The sequence below is a fragment of the Neobacillus sp. WH10 genome (assembly GCF_030123405.1).
Classification (GTDB): Bacteria; Bacillota; Bacilli; order Bacillales; family Cytobacillaceae; genus Neobacillus.
Genome location: NZ_CP126110.1, coordinates 1,654,603 through 1,674,749, shown reverse-complemented (window position 1 = coordinate 1,674,749; position 20,147 = coordinate 1,654,603). Strand labels below are relative to the sequence as shown.

15 protein-coding genes are annotated in these 20,147 nt (G+C 30.6%); 2 read left to right on the top strand and 13 right to left on the bottom strand.

The genetic code is table 11. The annotated features are described in order from the left end of the window. Positions 1–188: 188 nt before the first annotated feature. The 7 genes from QNH20_RS07865 to QNH20_RS07835 form a co-directional block, all read right to left on the bottom strand. Positions 189–2,039 carry an AAA family ATPase gene (locus tag QNH20_RS07865; protein ID WP_283922337.1) on the bottom strand — a complete coding sequence of 617 codons (1,851 nt, stop codon included), beginning with the start codon at positions 2,037–2,039 and terminating at the stop codon, positions 189–191. A 172-nt stretch (positions 2,040–2,211) separates the two neighbouring features. Beyond that, entirely contained in the window at positions 2,212–2,955 is a 744-nt protein-coding gene (locus QNH20_RS07860) for an HNH endonuclease (RefSeq protein ID WP_283922336.1), read from the bottom strand. 403 nt (positions 2,956–3,358) lie between these two features. Further along, positions 3,359–3,949, bottom strand: a complete 591-nt coding sequence (locus QNH20_RS07855) for a hypothetical protein (RefSeq protein WP_283922335.1) — start codon at positions 3,947–3,949, stop codon at positions 3,359–3,361. Positions 3,950–4,179: 230 nt separating this feature from the next. Further along, positions 4,180–5,205, bottom strand: a complete 1,026-nt coding sequence (locus QNH20_RS07850; protein ID WP_283922334.1) for a phospholipase D-like domain-containing protein — start codon at positions 5,203–5,205, stop codon at positions 4,180–4,182. 68 nt (positions 5,206–5,273) lie between these two features. Then, the gene (locus tag QNH20_RS07845; protein WP_283922333.1) at positions 5,274–6,068 is read right to left on the bottom strand and encodes an endonuclease NucS domain-containing protein; all 795 of its coding nucleotides are present in this window, start codon (positions 6,066–6,068) and stop codon (positions 5,274–5,276) included. A 1,231-nt stretch (positions 6,069–7,299) separates the two neighbouring features. Next, on the bottom strand, positions 7,300–8,016 hold the full coding sequence (locus tag QNH20_RS07840) for an endonuclease/exonuclease/phosphatase family protein (protein WP_283922332.1): 717 nt from the start codon (positions 8,014–8,016) through the stop codon (positions 7,300–7,302). Between the two features lie 197 nt (positions 8,017–8,213). Then, entirely contained in the window at positions 8,214–9,134 is a 921-nt protein-coding gene (locus tag QNH20_RS07835) for an endonuclease NucS domain-containing protein (protein ID WP_283922331.1), read from the bottom strand. Between the two features lie 942 nt (positions 9,135–10,076). On the opposite strand from QNH20_RS07835, the gene QNH20_RS07830 reads away from it, so the two are divergent. Continuing rightward, positions 10,077–10,271, top strand: a complete 195-nt coding sequence (locus QNH20_RS07830) for a hypothetical protein (protein ID WP_283922330.1) — start codon at positions 10,077–10,079, stop codon at positions 10,269–10,271. A gap of 214 nt (positions 10,272–10,485) precedes the next feature. Here the strand turns inward: QNH20_RS07830 and QNH20_RS07825 are convergent, their stop codons facing one another. Both QNH20_RS07825 and QNH20_RS07820 read right to left on the bottom strand, forming a co-directional pair. Continuing rightward, positions 10,486–11,469: a reverse transcriptase family protein gene (locus QNH20_RS07825; RefSeq protein ID WP_283922329.1), complete on the bottom strand. Its 984-nt coding sequence runs from the start codon at positions 11,467–11,469 to the stop codon at positions 10,486–10,488. 244 nt (positions 11,470–11,713) lie between these two features. After that, positions 11,714–13,669, bottom strand: a complete 1,956-nt coding sequence (locus QNH20_RS07820; RefSeq protein ID WP_283922328.1) for a retron Eco8 family effector endonuclease — start codon at positions 13,667–13,669, stop codon at positions 11,714–11,716. A 585-nt stretch (positions 13,670–14,254) separates the two neighbouring features. On the opposite strand from QNH20_RS07820, the gene QNH20_RS07815 reads away from it, so the two are divergent. Continuing rightward, on the top strand, positions 14,255–14,914 hold the full coding sequence (locus QNH20_RS07815) for a hypothetical protein (RefSeq protein WP_283922327.1): 660 nt from the start codon (positions 14,255–14,257) through the stop codon (positions 14,912–14,914). A gap of 234 nt (positions 14,915–15,148) precedes the next feature. Here the strand turns inward: QNH20_RS07815 and QNH20_RS07810 are convergent, their stop codons facing one another. The 4 genes from QNH20_RS07810 to QNH20_RS07795 form a co-directional block, all read right to left on the bottom strand. Continuing rightward, on the bottom strand, positions 15,149–15,907 hold the full coding sequence (locus QNH20_RS07810) for a phage antirepressor (RefSeq protein WP_283923369.1): 759 nt from the start codon (positions 15,905–15,907) through the stop codon (positions 15,149–15,151). Between the two features lie 95 nt (positions 15,908–16,002). After that, entirely contained in the window at positions 16,003–17,874 is a 1,872-nt protein-coding gene (locus tag QNH20_RS07805) for a hypothetical protein (RefSeq protein ID WP_283922326.1), read from the bottom strand. 397 nt (positions 17,875–18,271) lie between these two features. After that, the gene (locus tag QNH20_RS07800) at positions 18,272–18,976 is read right to left on the bottom strand and encodes a helix-turn-helix domain-containing protein (protein WP_283922325.1); all 705 of its coding nucleotides are present in this window, start codon (positions 18,974–18,976) and stop codon (positions 18,272–18,274) included. 343 nt (positions 18,977–19,319) lie between these two features. Next, positions 19,320–19,589, bottom strand: coding sequence for a hypothetical protein (locus QNH20_RS07795; protein WP_283922324.1), 270 nt, complete (start codon positions 19,587–19,589; stop codon positions 19,320–19,322). Between the last annotated feature and the right edge of the window lie 558 nt (positions 19,590–20,147).

Genomic DNA, 20,147 nt, shown 5'->3' with positions numbered 1-20,147 from the left:
TATTACATTAACTTTGTAATTAACTACAGTATCGTTACCGTATTAGCACAGTCTAACAGTAACAACAAGGAACAATATCTAGACCAGATTTTTTTAAAATAATAATATGCTTATTTCATCAGGAGCTGAGATAGATAACAAAAAAGAGCAACCTCTTAGCTGCTCTTTTATATTAAATAACATAATTATTAGCTATTTTGTGATTCAATAAATGTAAATAATTTTTCACTTAATATTTTTGCTTCAGCACTCAAATCATCATAACTATTAATAGAAGAAATAGCTAGTTTACAAAACCCTACTTTATCAGAAACCGTTCCTGATTTAGAAGCATAACTGCCTCTCCTTTGTTTATTAACCAAGATTTCATCAATAAAAGTACCTAAAGATTTATTTTTATATGTATTCTCTGAAAAATCTTTATTAAATTGAAGTTTTTCAACTGAAATTCCTTCGTAACTAGAAATTACTTTTCTAATTGTATTTTTAGATAGAATATTCTCAATTTCTCTGCAATCTAGACAATAATACCTATCACCTAATTTTTCGCTTAACTTTTCTTGCCTTTTTTCTTTTTTCTTACTATCCTTATCAGTAATTAAAAAGAGTGTTGCACAAACTCTTTCTTCAGCTATTGAGTTATATACTTCTTCTTCTTCTCCATCTTCATCTAAAAAAGACCAATGAGTAATATTATTTCCACTATATTCTACAAATGAATAGTTGAAATCCTCCTTGTATTTCTTAGGTTCACCAATATGCTTTTGATAAATATCTAAAAAGTGCCTAATATAATATCTATCAGTTACACCTTCAACCCAAATCGTACAATTGGATAAGAAGACCGCTGAGTTTCTAACACCCAACATCTGTAGTACATTATTCTCTTCATTACTAACATTTTCAATGAAAAAGTGGGCATTTTTTTCCTTGGCATCACTTGATTCCAACTCTTTCCTAAAAGTGTAAATGGATATCTGTTCTAAATCTAAAGTTATATCTAAAAAATGATTCGAATGGGTTGTAATAAAGTACTGAAAATTCGGAAATCTATCACTCATAATAATCTCCAAAAATTTCCTTTGCATTCCTGGATGCAGATAAAGTTCTGGCTCTTCAATAAATAACAATAAATTTTCGTTCAAATACTTATAAAGCGGAAAAGTCAACGCAATTATTGCTTGAATTCCGTCACCTAAATAATAAATAGGTTGTTCCTTTTCTTCTCCAATCTTTACATGTAATACATCCGACTTGATAGCGGGAATTAATGTTAACCGTTCTCCTTCAAAAAAGCTATCGCCAAGAAATTGTTGAAATTCCGCTATTTTATCTCTATCTTCTAAGCTACCTAATAATAGCTTTTTTACTTCCTCATATAAATCTAAACCGGTAAATATTTCAATATTATCGTTAGCTGTGAAATAATCTTTTTTAGTTCGCTCTAGATAATGGTTTTTTTCTTTATCAAATCCCCTTAACCCTCTTAATGTTGGAATATAAACTTTCTTAAAGTTATATTTTTTTCCTCTTGTTACTGTATTCGAAAGTTCTTTATATAAATCAGTATAAGCTTCCTTCATTTCAATACTTAACTTCGTTTGGTCTACATAATGAGAAGAACCCTTGAAAGACAAGGTCTTCCCCTGTATATCCATTGACAAATCAATAAGGTCGTAAAAACGCTTTAAAAAATCATCATTAGAAAATACAAATTTCAACTCCGGAAATATTTGGATATCATCTCTATTTACATCTCCGAATCCATATAAATTATACCTATCTAACATTGAAAAAGTTATATCTTTATATTGATGTATTAATTGGTTTATCTTTTCAAAATTCACATCTGTAGGTAAAAATTTATATTCTTTCGACCGAAATAACTCTCTTACAAACCTACTTTTACCTGAATTATTCGTACCAACAAAAATGTTGACCTTTGATAAATTTTGTAGCTTTCTACCATCATTTCCCTCAAAATTATATTTTTTAAATTCAGGCTCTTCTATAAAAATTTCTTTAACAAAATAAGACATAACCCACCCCACGATTATATTTGTTTGAAAGTTGTAAACATTGAGTAATAACAAAAGCTTAAGTGACGATTTTCCAGAAATTTCCCCTGATATTCTTTGTAATTTAATTTTCAGGTTTTCAAAGATAACCTTTCCTTTAGATGCTCGATTGGATTATCGGGGTTTTATTAACTTATATGCAATCCTTTTGAGATGGTCTCTGTATTAATTCCCTTAACTCCTTAACTGTTAATACATCATCTTTCCTTCTATGTATTATCCTATGACAGTTCGAACAAACAGGTACAAGGTCTTCCTTAGGGTCAATAACAACCTCTTCACCTATGGTACTTAACGGTTTAACATGATGTACCTCGATGAAATCCTTACCCCGCTCACCATAAACTTCTTCAAAATTGAACCCACAAGCAACACAACTTAAACCATGAATTTCAATAGCTTTTTTTCTATTTTCTGGATTCCTTTCATATCGCTTTCCATAATACTCTTTAACTGTTCCATCAGTATAATAACTTTCTTCTTCAGCCTTTTCCGATTCAATATCATCGACTATAACTTCTTCCAAATTGCGGCTCGTCGTTCTTTGATAAATAAGCCTATAAAGACACTGTATCACTAAACTAAAATCGAAATTCTGTTCTTCTAGTATATTAATAGCTTCATGAATGCTCTTACCACTGAAAATCCCTTTGTGAACATTTTTTAATCCAATAAAATGTAATATTCCCATGGCTTGGTAACCACGACTTTCTTCTGGGTTTAAACCTATGACATGTTCATCAATCCAGCGATGGCTTTCTGAATTAAATAGATATTCATAGACTGCTCTATCTCTAATAGGAACTTCGTAGAGATTATATTCCCTTTCCCTCTTCACTGGTTCAAGTTGTGGAACACTATTTATAGAAATTAACATTTTTTCAGCACCTCAATTTTTATGTTATATGTTATTAAACCTTAAGCTGTCTATTGTAAAGGAAAAACCATTTTTCTATCTTTTTTAATTTGATTTAAATACATTACTACGATGCCATTCTATATAATTCTGTTGCTCCTCACTCAACTATTATTTATAGTTTCATTGACAATCAGAAAAACCTTTGTAACATTATCAAAACAATCCGAAATCACAATTGCTCCACTTTCGTCAAAACTAATAAATCCCATATCAAATAAAGCATCATGATTCTAATACAATAACAAGTCATTTTTGACATTTTCTCTTGATTATTTGATTTATTCCATGGCTTGATATGACTTTCCAAAATAAATCATTCAACAGAAACACCGTATATTCTGCATTATTATTTACAATTTTTTTATTTGTTCATCTCCATATCGACATAAATGTCTTTCGCTTCTTGAACAGTAATTCCAAATTTTTTATTTGCCAGTTCAGCAATTTGTTGGTCGTGAACTTCGGGGTCATAATTTTCCCCATTATTGGTCAACTCATCATATTTTTGTTTCATAAACGAGTAAATAGCCTCATTGGTAGTTTTAGTAGTAAAAGACGTACTAGGTGAATTATCCTCTGATGGCAAAGTTTTCTCATTATACCATTCCCCATTTATTGTAATTGGAGGTATTGATAAAGACATAGACGAGGAAGCAAAAGGCATCTCATAAGTATTATCATTATCTGTTGCATAAATGTTAGAATATGTACAATCAACAGTTCCGCAATTGGGAAGGACTTTCGTTTCTAATATATAATTCATAAAGTCTACCATTGAATAATATTGCTCTTTTATTGATAGTTTTCGAAACTCATTTTTAAATTTCAATTTCACGGTTATTGGAAAATAATCATCCTTCTTTTTACCTGTTTCATAGGATACATCCTCAATGTAAGTGTTCAATTTTGTATTTTTAATTACTGGATTCGTCTCTTTTTTCACTAATTTCATGTCAGGCTTTGCTGAAGATTAACAAGCACTTAAAAAAAGTAAGCAAAATAAAACAAACCTTATATAACCCTGTTTTCTCCTCATATTTGTTCCTCCATTAATTAATCGTATATCCAACAGTATCCTATATAAATTTATTTACTACAAAATTGACAATGATAAAGGATTGAAAGGAAATATTGATATAGGCACTATTCTTATTTTCCCTTTTAACTTTTTTTCTTTTAAATTCAAAGCTTAATTACCTGCTGTTTTTTCAAGACAACTACTGAGTTATAGCGTTTTAAATAGTAGTTCCCCTCTTTATCTTCTTCTATATATATTTTTATTGAATTATATGGCACTTTTAATTTCCTTTGGTAGTTTGATTTCTTTAACAAGTTAAATATGTCACTTGGATAGACCTTAAAAATAATTAAGCGTTTATCATGAAAACCATCAAGTTTTTTTACTAAATATAATTTCCTTGCCCTTGTCGTGCTTTTTTCTTTAGAAAAGTTTCCTAAAAACCATTTAAGTTCTACAAATGGTAGTGTAAACTCCGCACGTCCTTCTAGAATATTAGTGGTATGAAATTTTATAACTCTATTATTCCCTGATTTAAATAAGCCTTGAACCTTTGGTGATAATTCTTCCTTTGTACCAAAAACCTCTTTTGTTTTTGCTGGTAGAAAATTTCCATTTGGCTCTAATCTATTTAACAATTTACTGTATTCTTTTATAATTCCTTGTACGATATCTTCATTTAGTATTGCTTCCCAATTATTTGCTTCATTATTAAAGTAAGGTATTTGCATCTCTGCCATTTCATACTGATTAATTATCATTTGAACTTGTGAATAGAATAATTTATCATCCTTAATCCTGCTCATAATCTCTATATTTTTATTCTTATCATTAGTGAAAAGACTTCCAACACCTAAACTTGTTAAATTAGCAGAGCCATGATAAAAACTATAACCATCATGGAACTCAAAATAAAATATCTTTGAATGGAGCCCTTTTAATCTTTTCCAAATTATGCTTGAAAATAATTCCTCATCATATTCACCAAAAAAGCCTATTTCTTTCCCATTTAATGATGTATCTAAATCGTATACAATGGTAAATGAATTAGACTTAGCTGCAGCTTTTCTCCACTCCCTAATAATTTTAGTTGATAGAAATGGAGAAACCAATACAACCCTACTAGCGTTCCTTAAGTCAATTAAAATATCTTTATGAAACTTATCATTCGGCAAATTATATAATTCCAAATTATCCCCCCTAATACAAGATTCAATTTATCCTTTATTAATTTCTATAAAAGAGAAAGCATTTACCTTTATTCCCGCTCTTCGTAAGCAAGGTTTATTAACTCCTTAATACTTTCCAGTGAAATAATGTCTTTTAACTCTATATCAATCTGATTCTTGTCTCTTGGGTCAACAGGAATATAAATCTTCACCTTGTCCTTAAACTTTTCAAAAACAAAGTCTCTCATTTTAGTAGGTACGTGGAACAATACTCTATTTCCTTTTGTTGTAATTGATAAAAATTTATAACGTCTTGTTGCTCGTCTTATCATAATACCGTCAGATAGATAATAATAGACATCTTCTTGACCGTAAGCATACTCAAAAATTTCTTTAGCAATTTGCTGTTCCCTTGGACTAAAGGTTTGAATTAATTGGTCAACATTCTCAAACTTAGACTTATTTCTCGGTACTTTCTTTTTATATATGGCAATGTTTTCTTTGTTTTCCTTCACTTCGTCAAGATTAATTTCCTTGTATTCGTACCCATGTTTTGAAAGTCCTTCTTTCAGTCCTGCCACAAATGAAATTCCAACCAACATGAATCGGGCATCTGGGTTATTAGCTAAACCATCGTATCGAATCAGTTGCCCAACCGCACTATCATTAACCTTTAACTTAACCTCAACATAAAGCTTCTTATTATTTTTATCCAAAAATAAAAGGTCACACCTTTTCCCGCTTAAATTAACCTCACTTTCCAAGAAGACACAGCCTTCTTCAATTAAGTCTGGATTTGAAATTAATATTTCATGGAATTGGACTTCTTTCATTTTCATCAATCCTTTTTGATATTTATCAGCTTTTAAACCAATTGTAAACAAACTCCCGATGCAATTTTATTTACTGCTGCTGACCTTCATTCATTTTAATATTCATAGTTTCAGTGATATTCAGAATCACCAATATAGGAAAATCATACCATAATGATATCAAGTTTTTGAAGGCAAAAAAAGAGTAGCAAATTAGTAAGCTACTCCATTTTTTTATCTTTTCTGTTATAAAAACATTATTATTTTTATTTGAAAAGAGGACGTCCGTTATCCCCGTTTTGTTATACGTTTCCCCCGTTGCAGAACCCTCAAAATTTGCTCTAATAGCATAAGAAAATTGTAACGAAGCTTGTTTCCACTCCCTTGTCAGAATAAGCTAAAATTGTAGCTTCTAAAGCATTCTCATTTATTTTAGTTCCCTTCTCGCCCCCTCGAGGACGGGGGGGGGGGTTAATATCTCTCATTTTCTTTTTATTCTTCTCCTTTTCTTAAACCCTCTCCTTTTCTTCCAGTGCCATTTCGAGAAGATTATCGTCTCAATTTAGTAATCTAATTGTTCGTTTACAATCTACTAAGGACGGTAAATCCTTTTAATAAGATGAAGAGTGGTTTTATTAAGTTTATGTGAATGGTCTCGAAAAACTTTAGAGTATTACTAACAAAGTTATGCCTTTTAAATCCTATAGCTTATCTATTATTTGAGTCGTGTCGAAAAAATACTGCCTACTATGTGTAGATGAGAGTAGTTTCTGTATCGACACCCCACAACAAGCTTAATAATGCCATCGGAATCAATCCTACCCATGAAACATTTCATCAGACCATTTTAACACTACTGCAAATGGCATGTGTACATCAAAAAAGACATCCAACTTATTTGGATGTCTTCTTAGAACTATATCACTCGTTCATGTATTATATCTTTCAGTAATTCAATCGGATTTTCTTCGCTTGAGTCATTTGTTCCAAGTTCTCCTCGAAAGGACTTTTCTAATATAGATGTTTTTAGTTTCACACATACCTCAAGAGTATTAGTTAACCTTTTCTCTCCTATCATAAATTTATTAAAAGCACCTTGTATCTACGAACTATTTCAATGTGCTTTTGGTATTTAAGTTTTCCCTTTTTAAATAACTTTTTAAATTTCCTAACTCTGCCCATTCAATTGAAGCTACCTCTTTTTGATTCCAACTTGGAATTAAGTTGTTACTGCTACCTGCTCGAACCATCCACCACTTTGTTATTTATGTACTTCCCTCTTATTCACACATACAATAAATAGCTATATTTGTAGTTCTACCACTAAAATAGAATGGTCTGACAAACCATTTAAACGCTCTTGATGTGAAAAATATGATTCAAGTATGGTTTCTTTTAAAACTGGTGCAACAAAGACATGGTCAATTCGGAATCCATTTCCCTTCGTGCTGTACCATGAGTAACCAGAAAAAGAGCCGTGTGTATATCTCCAAGTATCAACCCAACCTAAATCAACTAATTCTTGCATATACTGTGGTCCGACAAAAGGAGCGCCTTGTGTATCTTCTTCTAGTCCTGTATTATAGTCCCCCATTATAACAGTCCTAGAATTTCCCTGTTCTTTTGCAAAGGCATTTATTTCTTTCCAAAATTCCAGCTTCTCTTGTACATCATTGTTAGTAGTTGGAATATGGACCCCAGTAATATGTAATTTATATTGGGGTATTCTAATTTCTAACCAGCGCTGTCCATTGCTATCTTTCTTGTAAAAGGATGGAATAACTTCAAAGGGATAACGAGAAGCAAATAGTAGACTATTTTGCTTTATATCGCCATTACTAGAAATCATATATTCATACCCATTTTCTCTTAGTAATCGCTTAATCTCTTCCCCCTTTTCTCCTTCCCAGTATTCTGTTAATAGGAGTACATCTGGTGAATGTTTACTTAGTTGCTCTACAATCCTCGGGATGCGCTTCACTGAACCGCCTTGTCTTATATTCCAAGTTAATAACTTCAAAATAACACTCCTTCATCTATTGCGTTAATTGTTAATAAATAAATCTAGAGCATACGAGTAATCTAACGCATATCCAAATGCACTATTCGTGCCGTCTCATCCGTGTTTTTTGTTCATTCTGTAATTACCCTTCGGTGTTAATCAAACTAACTGAACAAGTACATAATAAAATCAAAATTTTATTAGATTCTGTTTCATTAAACTTTTTGGATTGAGAACATCCAACCATATTGGAATAATTGCACCTTTTCTTTAGCAAGTTGCTTCATTACTTCATCTTCAAAATGAGATAAAATCCCTTTACATACGATAATACCTTTTACGTGTTTGATTTTCTTCTCATCCTCATACCTCTTTAAATATCCTTTAATTTGTTTTAGGACCTCTGGACCTATATCACCCTTTTTTATTTCAACTATAAATAATTGATTTGTTCTTCTATTTTTTAGTAATAAATCTAACCTTTTTCCATCTTTAAATTGATATTGCCTGTCCAAATAAATAAGGTCAGAACCTAAGACACTAGGATTGTCAACCAGAAATTGTTCAATATCTGCTTCGCTAAGTTGTCGTATTTCATCACTTGAAAGCTGTTTTTTCTTTAGATAACTCTGATTTTGCAAAGTAAATACTTTTTGTTGTAGCAATTTAATTTGTGCATCGGTTAACTTAAACCAATTCCTAAATTTCGATGAAAGCGCAGCCAATTCTGTTTGGTTTGGAGAGGGACTAAATGGAATAGATAATTCCAGCAATAATTCTTTATTAATTTCCAAAGGAGTATAAAAAACTACTGATTTAACTGGATTTCCAAACACTATAACTTCATTTGCATTATTATTTGTGCTAAGTAAATGAGGATTTCGATATTTCATTTTAATTGTAGTATCAGTTCTTGCCTTTTGGATATCAATGACTTCTTCTACTTCATAAAAAGCCGTGATAAAACGTTTATTTCTAATACTTGTATGAAAAAACAGAAAATCTCCCTTTCTAACTTTATTCTTTAAAATATAACCTCTGTTTCCTTTATCTCCATATGTATATTCTGAAAATAAAGGGTCTTCTTCTCCATTATTTTTCTTCGGGTCTAAGTATGGTATTAGGTAACTAGTCATCAGATTCTCCTTACTTAATGTCTTCTCGGAATTAATGATTAAATTGATTTACTCTGTACCATTTCATATATTGCTGGTGAAATTCATTCAAAGCTATTTTCATAGTTTTTTTTGATATTTAGAAATAGTCTTGTAGGTCATCCAAGCTATCAGATATCAAAATTGTTCCATCTTCATCAAAACTAATAAACCCTTTATCAAATAAAGCATCATGATTAGATTGACAACATGGCTTTATATGGCTAGCAATAAGGAATCTTTCATCTGCTACACCACATAATCTGCATTTCTTTTCATTTATTAATAGAGCCTTTTATTTTCACATAATTACCAAAGCTACCTTCAAACGTCCCATCCTAATTTTAAATATATAGTAATATTATACCATGTAAAAACAAAGCAAATGAATAACAAATTTGCTACTCCTCTGTCTAATAAAATTTAGTTAAATGGAGAATCTTCCATCGGATATCACACTCGAACAATATCAGTGGTTTCTTAACACATTTACTCATTAATCTATCTTTATCATGCCTATAATTTGAGTCGTGTCGGAAATTTATCGAATGCTTGATTGTGGATGTGCGTGGTTTCGAATATAAAGGAGAAAGGGAGAAGAAACTGTTCATCAACAACTCTGTTCGCATGCTATAACGGGTTGCTAGACTCATGAATATTGACTCCTGTTTATCGCTGAGTTTGAACTTTTTATGATTTTTTTTGACTTTTTATGCATTACTGACTTTCATGATGTATTGTTAAAAGGTGGAAGGGGTGATGGATTCTTCAAAGGAAAAAAATACAACCAAATTGTCAAACAATGGTTTTTTTAGAAATTAATGTTCATTATAAATCAGAATTTACTGTTGCACTCATAAGTATTAACATATCATAGAATAAATAAAGCACATATATTATTAACTATACGAGGTGATTTTATCAATGACATACAAGGTTTACTATACAAACGAGGCAAATAAAAGAAAAGCTGACAAACGTGAGGAATTTAGAATACATACCTCTAACTCAAAGGATTCTGATGATTATACAGTTTACGTTAATTATAAAGATGTTATCAAAAGAGATAATAGTCTATATGTTATTGAAGGTGCTATGGTAAGACTTTTTAAGGAGTGATTAATTTGGTTCGAGGAAGTTTACAAGTATGATAACAAGTGTTCTCGGACCAGCAAAAGTGTAGATTATGATACCGACTACCAAGTTAAGTTAATTAAGTAATGCCTATCTACTCTAATTCAGCTTTATCAGACATATAAAGATTTCTACTAGATAAAATATAAGAAGAGCAGATAATCTGCTCTTCTTATATTTGTAAAAAATCCACTAATTGTTATTTGATATCTGATAGTTTTTCCAAAATTATTTCTGTTCTTTTTATTCTATTAGAAAAATCACAGGTATAATCTTTCATTGATAATGCATTAAAAGACAATAGAAAGGCTCTGTATCCAGCAAGGTAATTTATTATTTGAACCTTAGACCGTTCATCACCCTCGGACAAATCTATAAGGCTAGAATTAACTGTTTTTAACCTCTTAATATACTCTGAGAATGTTTGAGGATACTTTTTAATTGAGCCACTATATTCAAAAGCATAAAGAAGTGTATTCAATTTTTTCAGTTTTTTTCTTGTTAATGAGATATTATTTGATACAACATATCCATTCAAGATAATCTTGTCTTTAGTTTTAATTACCTTTTTTGAATTTATTTTTAAATTTATATCCTTCAATATTTCTTTTAATTTACCTATAAAAAAGGACTTAGTTATCTCAGGATTATCCGAAGAAAACAACATATCATCAGCATATCTTGTATATTCTACTTTAAACTTTTCACAATACTTTCTAATTCTAATGTCTATTCTTCTCATGAGTATATTTGATAGTTGTGGAGAAGTAATCGCACCTTGAGGGAGACTACCATTTAGTGTAGTTATGGTAATAATTTCATCAATAACATTTTCCTTTTCGTCAGGAATTTTAATATCAATATATTCTGACAAAGTATCCCGAACTAAATTATCTTTCAACGAGTTAAAAAAGTCTTTTATATCAATTCTTAAGAAATATTTTTTTTCACAATGGGGGATTAGGAAATCCAAGTAGTTTTTCCTTTTTACAAACCCACAAACGCAGTCTGACAATGGTATATTCTCTAAAAAATTTTCCAGAAGCTTTTCTTGTAATTTACGTAACAAACTACCTTGCTTTACTGCATTAATTGTTCTTTGCTTTTTGTTAACTTGAATATTAAATGTATCATAGTATTTATTGATATCTTCTATCGAGGGAACCTCATCAAAAATATCCATTCCCAATATTTTCCCTTGGAAATAATCCTTGCTATAAACAGGTGTTTTGATAGAATCTCCCCCTTAATAATAATGAAGTAAGTACTTCCTGAAAGCGATGCAGCTGCAGCAAAGTGACAGCGAGAATACGCTGCAGCAAAAAGCAACTTTAATCCCTTGGCTTTTATATTATCATCTAAAGTTTGTCAGGCTCTAGACGAATGCAACAAGGAGAAATTATATGTAATTATAACTTCTTTACTACTTACTTCATTATTACTTCTAACTTTTTTATTATATCAGCTAATTCTGGAAAAAGACTATTAAATTTTGATTTTTGATTTTCTGCTTCAAATCTATCAAAAATATAATTGAAAAACTCTGAAATCCACCCTGACCCTTTTTTTAACTTTTTTAACTTATAAGCAATCTCATATCCTTCTTTTATTTCCGAGATAGTACATTTTGACATATTATTTTCACTTAATTTAAATAGCGGTTCTAGGTTTCCTTCAATTACTGTCTTTAAAATATTTAATTTATATGATACATTTTCATTTTTATTATACGCAATTTCTAAATTATCCTTATCAGAATACCTTGTGTTAGCATCCATTAACCAATCATAGAAATATTCATAGCTTGACTTATTTACTATGGTACCTTCAATTGTTGTATGAACGGGATAGACATTATAATATTTACAATAAGCTTTTATAAGTCTTCGGAAAGTATAAAATAGTTCGTCTCCAAATATTAAATAGTCTACGTTATAATTAAATTCAGCTTTCTTTGAAATACCTACAATCCTTTTCCTCCAATTTAACAATTTTCTTCTTATTCCATATCCATATTTTTCATGTCTTATTATTTCTTGGTTTTTTAACGGGTTATAGTTATCTCCAGATATAGAAAATTTTTTCGTTTCATTATCATATTTCACTATTTTATCCATATCTAGCAAAAGTAGATATGGAATATCTAAATTACGTTGGAATGGGTGAGAAACATCTAAAGATATATTATTAGAATTATATGTAAAGATTTCAATCTCAGATAATACTGGATAAAATTCCTTTAAAGTAGGGTTATTAAATATCTCATATTCAGTAACACCTTCGACAAATAATATTCCATTTGAAAAAAAATAACTAGCTTCTTTATCACTAATAACTTTATCACTTTTTTTATTTTCTAGGTTTTTAATTTTTTTAACATTAGTTTTGAGTTTTCTCTCATATATCTGGAATATATTCACACCACCAAATACCAATGCATTTTTAACAATCCTTGGTGAATGTGTAGCAATTATAGTTTGTATTAGTTCATTTTGTGAATATATAAACTTATAAAGGTCATCAATTAAAGTTGGGTGCAATCCGATTTCTGGTTCATCTATAATGACAATAGGATTTTTCACCTTACTTTTATGCAGTTTATCTAAAATTGTATAGAATATCCTTAAATAATTATAAGAATTATAACCTTTAGAGTAAAAATCTAGATTATTTTTCTTAAATTTAAATTTCTCCCCTCCAAAATTTAACTTGTAAATTTGTTTGAATTTATCACTGTTATTAAAAGGCTGTACATTATATTCTAACCCCTCAATTTCAGATTTCAATTCAACAAGATATTCAAAATACTTTACTCCATAGATATCCTTTAAAATTTTTTCTAATTCCTTTGAGAATTCTCCCTCTTTTTCACTCCTTCTTTGACCTAAATCACCAATTATATTCCAGACATTATCCCAATCGTATAAATCAATATTTCTTACATCTAAATAATAAATAGGAAATAAATACTTTATTAACTTTCTTTCTTGGTAATCATGACTCCAAGATACAGTATTATTTTTATACTGTTTAAAGGTTAAGTTCAAAGTGGAATCTCTTTCTTGAAGTTTTCTAATCTTATCAAAAAACTCATTTTCTGGCTGACTCTTACCGATTTCTAAAAAGTCTTTCAAATCAAACTTTATACTTATTTCTGCATAATTATTGTAAGGATTTTCCTTGTCAAATATATCTGTGTCTAACTTATTTTCTATTAGATTCTCATAAAAATAGTATAGATATTTTTGAATATTCGTTTTTCCTACGCCATTTCTCCCAATTAAAATATTTATATTTCTTAAATCAATATAAGTATTACCTAAACTCTTTACGTTTTTAAATCTTATACTTAAAATACTTATGGTATTCACTCCCTCTAACAAAAACATCCAAATCCATTACTTTAAAGGTATTTTTCTTTATGATATTGGTCTCTTTTAAAATCAAGATTAGTTCCTTCTCGTTCATATCTTATTTAACCATACAATATTTCTCAATTTTCCTTCCTCCAAATTTTCTTCTGCCTCTCTTTTTACTCTATACTTGTTATCTTACATCATTTAACTGTTAGATTAAAAGATAGCCTATTATTTTGAATAGAAAATCAAGTTTATTGATAAAATCACAGTTCTATTAATCATTGTGCTGCTATTCTATGAGTTCCTTCCCCATGTTCAATTAATTCCAAAAAATGAAAAAGGAGAGACTCAAGTTAAAGACTCCCCCTGTTACATTACAGGTAATAATCAAATCACCTTTAATGGAATTCAACATTAAACTTTCTTTTATTGTTTTGGGTTAATTTAGGCATTCTTACCTCTAATACACCGTTGCATTATTAATTTTGTGGTTGCTCTCATAATTGAACTATATTTATACTATTTACAACAGTTGTTATTAAAAACATGGTAAAATCACTTAAACATGTAATCTTAAAGATTAGTTCAAGAATGGGAGGAATTATTAATATGTTTGATGCTACATTTTGGACAGCTTTAGCAGCTATTGCATCTCTAGTAACAGCCTTGGTTACTGCTCGTTATACTTTCTATACAGGTAAAATGGTAAAGGGGGAACTAGGACCGAAACTTTTTGTGAAGGGAGAAGCCATAGACTCAGGGAGTTCATACGATAAAGAAGTAAACAACGATATTGGCTTAAGTTGTGAGTTTAGAGAAATAGGTTTTGTTTCGGATTCAGCAAATAAGAAATTGATGATAAATTTGGTGAATAACGGTAAATCCCCTGCGACAAATATTGAATTTAAGTATACTATTATTTTATATAAACACGATGTTAAATTAGAAAAAGAAAGTAAGCTTATCGACATAGATAGTAAAAAGTTGGTAGAATACAAAACAGTTCATAGAACTTCTAATTTTGATTATCTCCCACCAAATGATAAAGTTGAAATTGAAGTAATGTACATGGACTTACTTCCTTTTGTGAAGTTACAGGCTAATTCACTTACATCTAATGAGGAAAAATTTATTAACAAGGATACCAATTTTTTAGAATATCGACACCCAGTATTTGAAGTTATGGGGGATAGTTCTGATTTTAGAATGAGCCTTGGTCAACAATGGGTAGGTCTAACAGAAGAAACAGACATAAGTACTAACTCTTAAATTCAAGTTAAAGCCGTGCTACCCCGTTTGGGTAGTTTTTTACTAGACTAGATAAGACAATATCTAGTAATAATAAAAACACTTTTAGCAGAAAGCTATATAACAATAAAAGACGAGTTTTATTAACAGTTGAGTCACGATGTATTGTTCGACTCTATGTCCATTCCTCCTCTCCAATAAACAAAAAAGGAGAGCCTCAATTGAGAAACTCTCCTTATTCTTCTGATACTTCCTTTAGCTAACTTCCTTACAAGGGGTGTACATTCCATTTTTCATTATCAATTTATTGATATAATCGATACCTTTTAATGTAACCAATGTTGTAGTAACCGTTATTCCATCTATTTCAAACAATTTAACCTTAAATCTCCCTGTTTTTCGATGTTCTTCATATGGCAAGTTGTGATTATCTAAGACATTCTTTTCTCTTAGAAATGCAAATAATTTATTTCTACCAATCTCAAAGTCTAGTAACTGAGCAACTTCTTTCATACTGAATAGTCCATCAGATGCAATCATTCTGTTGTATGATTGAACAATAACCTCCTGCTCTTTGATTTTTTTCTGTTGTAATTTGATAATTTCGTCTTTTTTATCCAACGTCTTTTGAACAACTAATGATGCTTTAGCCAATATTTCTTCTTCAGATTCTTCTTCTTTTACAGGAATATAGCCACCTGTTTGTCTTATTTGAGGAATAACTTCTTCAAACACCCACCTTTCAAACTGTTCTGCTTGTGGTAATTTTGATTTAATAATAAGACGATAGAGATTTCCCTCTGTAATAAATTTCATATTTTGATTTCCACCATTAGTAGGGACTGGGTGAAACGCCCACCCCTCTTCTTTACAATGTTGTTTTACTGCTTTATTAACATCTTTATATCCTAACAACTCGGCACATCTTTTCGCAGGGAACATTAACTTACCATTAACATCTAAAATTCCTAATTTACCAAATTCTCTATTATCAAATATTTCTAAATTTTTCATCAATTTAAATTACCTCTTTCTTTTTATATGATACTTTATCGTAGGGTCATCATTATAAAGGGATGACTTTGACCTGTTTATACTATATAATGTCATTAACTAATTAGTTTTATATTTTCTTGGACTTGTATCGGGCGGCAACCCTTTACAAGTTTTTTTCTGATTATTTTTGGGAAGCTTGACTTACTCAAATATTCTTCTGTTATGCCCATCTCTTCTTTTAACTTTTTATTAGATGGGATTATCTCCAAGTCATAAGCATCCACCATTTCAGCAATGCAACGTTTGAACTGTTTATTTTTGAATTCTTGCTGCCCCTTGAAGTATAACTTCACCGTATCTAATACTTCTTTCTCAGTTGTCCACCCTTTACTTTGCACTAATTTAAGTGTATTAAACTGTATACTCGACACTATTTCCTCATTCATCTTCTCAATTTCCTGTCCTATATCCTGCGGGAAGACTCTGTCTGCTTCTTCCCTTCCAAAAGTTCTCATAATTCCTTCATATGATATAGTCCTACCTGTACAACCTTTTTCTAACCAAACCCTACACATTTCATCGATTTGACAGAAGAACTCATAAGTGTACATAGGCAACTCATAGGTACTACTTCTATACTGAAAATGATTCGCTCTTTTATGCTTTTTCTGAGTTAACAGCAATGACTCAGGGATTTCCAATTCATCTAGCTTCCTAGTGACCCGAAAGAGTGTGAGGAAATTCATTCTTGTTCCTGTAGCACTTGGACTCCTACCAAATTGTTCTGCTAAAGTTCTTATGCTGTGATAGAACACAATTCTTGGGTCTGAATCATTAGTAATGTACTCTTTTGTTAGGTCTAACAACATATATAAGTCTTGCAAATGTCCATACCTATTGAATACCTTGTAGAAATGTGGATGAATTTCTTCTAGTTCATCAGACCTCAATAACTCTTTATAAATATCTATAGATGCCTTAAATTCTTTGACTGCTTCACTCTCAAATATCTCTACCTTGTAAAGTTCCATCAAGAATTTCTTTGACTCTACAACGGAACATTCTAATAGCCTCTGTACCACATGGAGGATTGTTCCAGTGAATGGATTACTTAATGAATGGCACTTATAAAGCCAATGACCATTGTTTCTATGAGATTGATAGATTGAAGTACTAGGATTATCTTCGTCATGAAAGATATTAATGAAATTTCCTTCCGTTCTAATCCCCAAGAAGGCTCTTAAGTCTTGTTTCTTAAGATAATCAAGTACCTCATTATTTGATAATGTTACTGGTTCTATTTGAAGCAGTTCTTGAAGCTTCTTAATGTTTCTATTACTTATCAACTCAACATTATTAGCATATATGTTGCTATGGGAAGCTTCAGGATTCGTGTGAACCCTTGTGACGGACATATCCAGATTACCCTTTATGTCCTGCAAAGGGGTTCTTTTTAAGCCAGCGAAGCTGGATACCTTTAACCGATTATTGAAGTCAAATGGAATAGCTTCTTTACCACCAAAGAACAGTCGGCTACCATCTCTACATGCTCGGTCTGCTTGTGGATATCGTTTTAGCAAATTATCTATTATAACTTCAAAATCTTTATAATGAGTTAGAGGCTTGTCCAATACAAAAACTACTCGAAATTTATGATGACTCTCCTTATGTCTAAACGTTGTGTAGAGGAACGCAGCATGTTGTTTAAAGAATACATTATTGATTGCCCCGTCCAACGTCAGCCCTTCATCAAAATCTAAAGCTATAACTTGTTGAGATTCCCAATTCACCTTTGACCTTTTGATGCTGCCGCCTATTGATTTAAAGGTTGCAGGAATGAATGTTATTCCTTTTGTAACCTCTTCTGCCAGCTTAGCTGCATCAATCTCAACAGAATTGCATCGGATTATGCGGTTATTAATCAAACCGATTTCTCTTCCGTTAGGCTTGGATGAATACTCAACTGTATCAAGTATTACCTTCATCCAAACTCTCCTCCGCTAAACATGGACAGTTTAGTCAGTTCTTCAAATTTATTCATAATTTTTCCCTTCTGCTCATTCATGCATATGAGACTCATTAGTATTATTTTGAGGCATGTTTTTCTCCCCTTTCATATTAGATTTACAATAATATTCTTTTTTCAAATAACGATTCTATGTTTTAATATTTGAGACTTAAAATACAAACAGTTTCAATAAATGTTTTTTTCTTTATCTCCAATGTACTGGAAATTAAAAGGGAAACCACATTTTCCAAATATAGGAATGTTCCCTAAGCATTCTCGTATGGGATTTTTCTACACCGTGTTGGTGTTGACCAGAGCACTTCCATCCCGTAAACATAAATGAATGTAAACCACGCTCAACCAATTGATGGTTTTCATGATTTTTCTTCTAGGTAGTTCTTAAATATTACGTTTTTAATAATTCCATGGTCTAAAAGCAATTGAATTAAATCTTTCGCAAATGCCCTCTTATAGTAAGGAATATGCCTAAGTACTTCCTCTTTTGGGAAGAATTCTAAAAGCATATCATTATCCATGCGAATAGTATCTAAATCAAAAATTCCAATTAGAATTCCCAAAACATCTTTTTTATCTGAAGTACTTGATTTTAAAATACCTGTAACACTATTCAATATTTGTAAATTGCTTTTATATTCAGGTTCACCTTCATACATGAAATTATCATCATCTTGTTTAATTAACTGTTTTATTCCCGAATAAAGCTTCTCTATTGAATCTAAGTGTTCACTTTTATCTATTAGTGAGAGTGCAATCTGTTCATTTTCGAATAATATAGTATGCTCTAATTCCCCATCCTCATTAATAAATTCAATATCATGCCCAATATCTTCATTTCGAAGTTTAATCGCTTGAATTTTCAGTTCGTCCGATTTGGTTAAATTTTTACAAAAATATTCTTCTGGTATTCCAAATTTTTCAGACAATTGTTTTACCCTTTCAGAAGGGATTTTCCCCTTTTTAATCCACTTATAGACACTTTGCTTACTGATTTGGAAATCTTCAGCTATTTGATTTGGATTACTATTAAATAACTTTAAGATATATTCAGCACCAAACATAATTATCTTCACATCCTTATCTTGGATAAATTAATTTTAATAAACAGGTACCTTTTATTAATTGTATTTTACAACATTAGGTTACCAAAAGTCAACCTATTTTAATTCAAATAAGTTAACTTTAGTCAACTATATTCCTTTTGAAAATCATACTTTTTAGAAGACTAACAAAAAAAGGAAAAGCTACCTGTAATTTTCAGATAGCTTTTATAGTATTTCTACCTTTTTTCTCAATTATTTTTGATATTTTCTTTAAAGCACTCGAAATCCTTATGAAGTTGGATTTTTTCACAGTATTGGTGTGAAGCTAGGTACTAATAAAAAGGTGCATACATTTTAATTATCACCGATTGTTCTTAAGATTTTCCAAATATTCATCTTTAAACATCCACTTAAATCCTCCTGCTAATCTTCGATTCCCGTTACAAACTTCTCCTATTTTTACTATGCCAGTTTGCCTTCTTGCTTCTGCTGAGGATTCGAAGGTGTTAATTATATTGAGGTTTTCATCTAACTGATAAACCTCTTTCTTCTGATGTAAAAGTTCAACCTTTGTTCTAAGAAGATTCAATTTATCTTCCTCTGTGAGATTATCGTAATCCTCTTTGAACATCCATCTATATCCACCTGCATAACTGTAGCTCCCTGTACATGCTGATGATATATTACCCTTGCTACTAACTCCAACTTCTTAACAAGTTTTATAATAATTTATACCTCATATTTTTATAAAATTATTCTGAATCTTAGTATTAATAAAGAGAATTGCTGCAAGCTTCTCTTACATAGGAAAAGCAAAAAGGTAGATTAATGCACCCACTTCTTAAAAAACAAAAGAGAACAGCCATAAGACTGCTCCCATTTTTCTACCTTATACATTAAATGAAATAGGTGGATTATATTTTTCAATTACAATGACAAACATTTTAAATGAAATAAAAATCTACCAGTTATTATATTTATGAATTTTCTCATCATTTTTTTTTCCACTTTTCCCAAAGCATTTTCCAAGCAATATTTGTTTTAATCATTAAAACCCAACAAAGTGGAAGAAAAATGTAGGTAATTGGTGTAGGTTTGATGCCAAAAAAAATTGATATTATAGTAGATATAGTGCATCCTACTGTACCTGCAACAAGCAACATATGTATTTTAAATAGAAGATTCATCT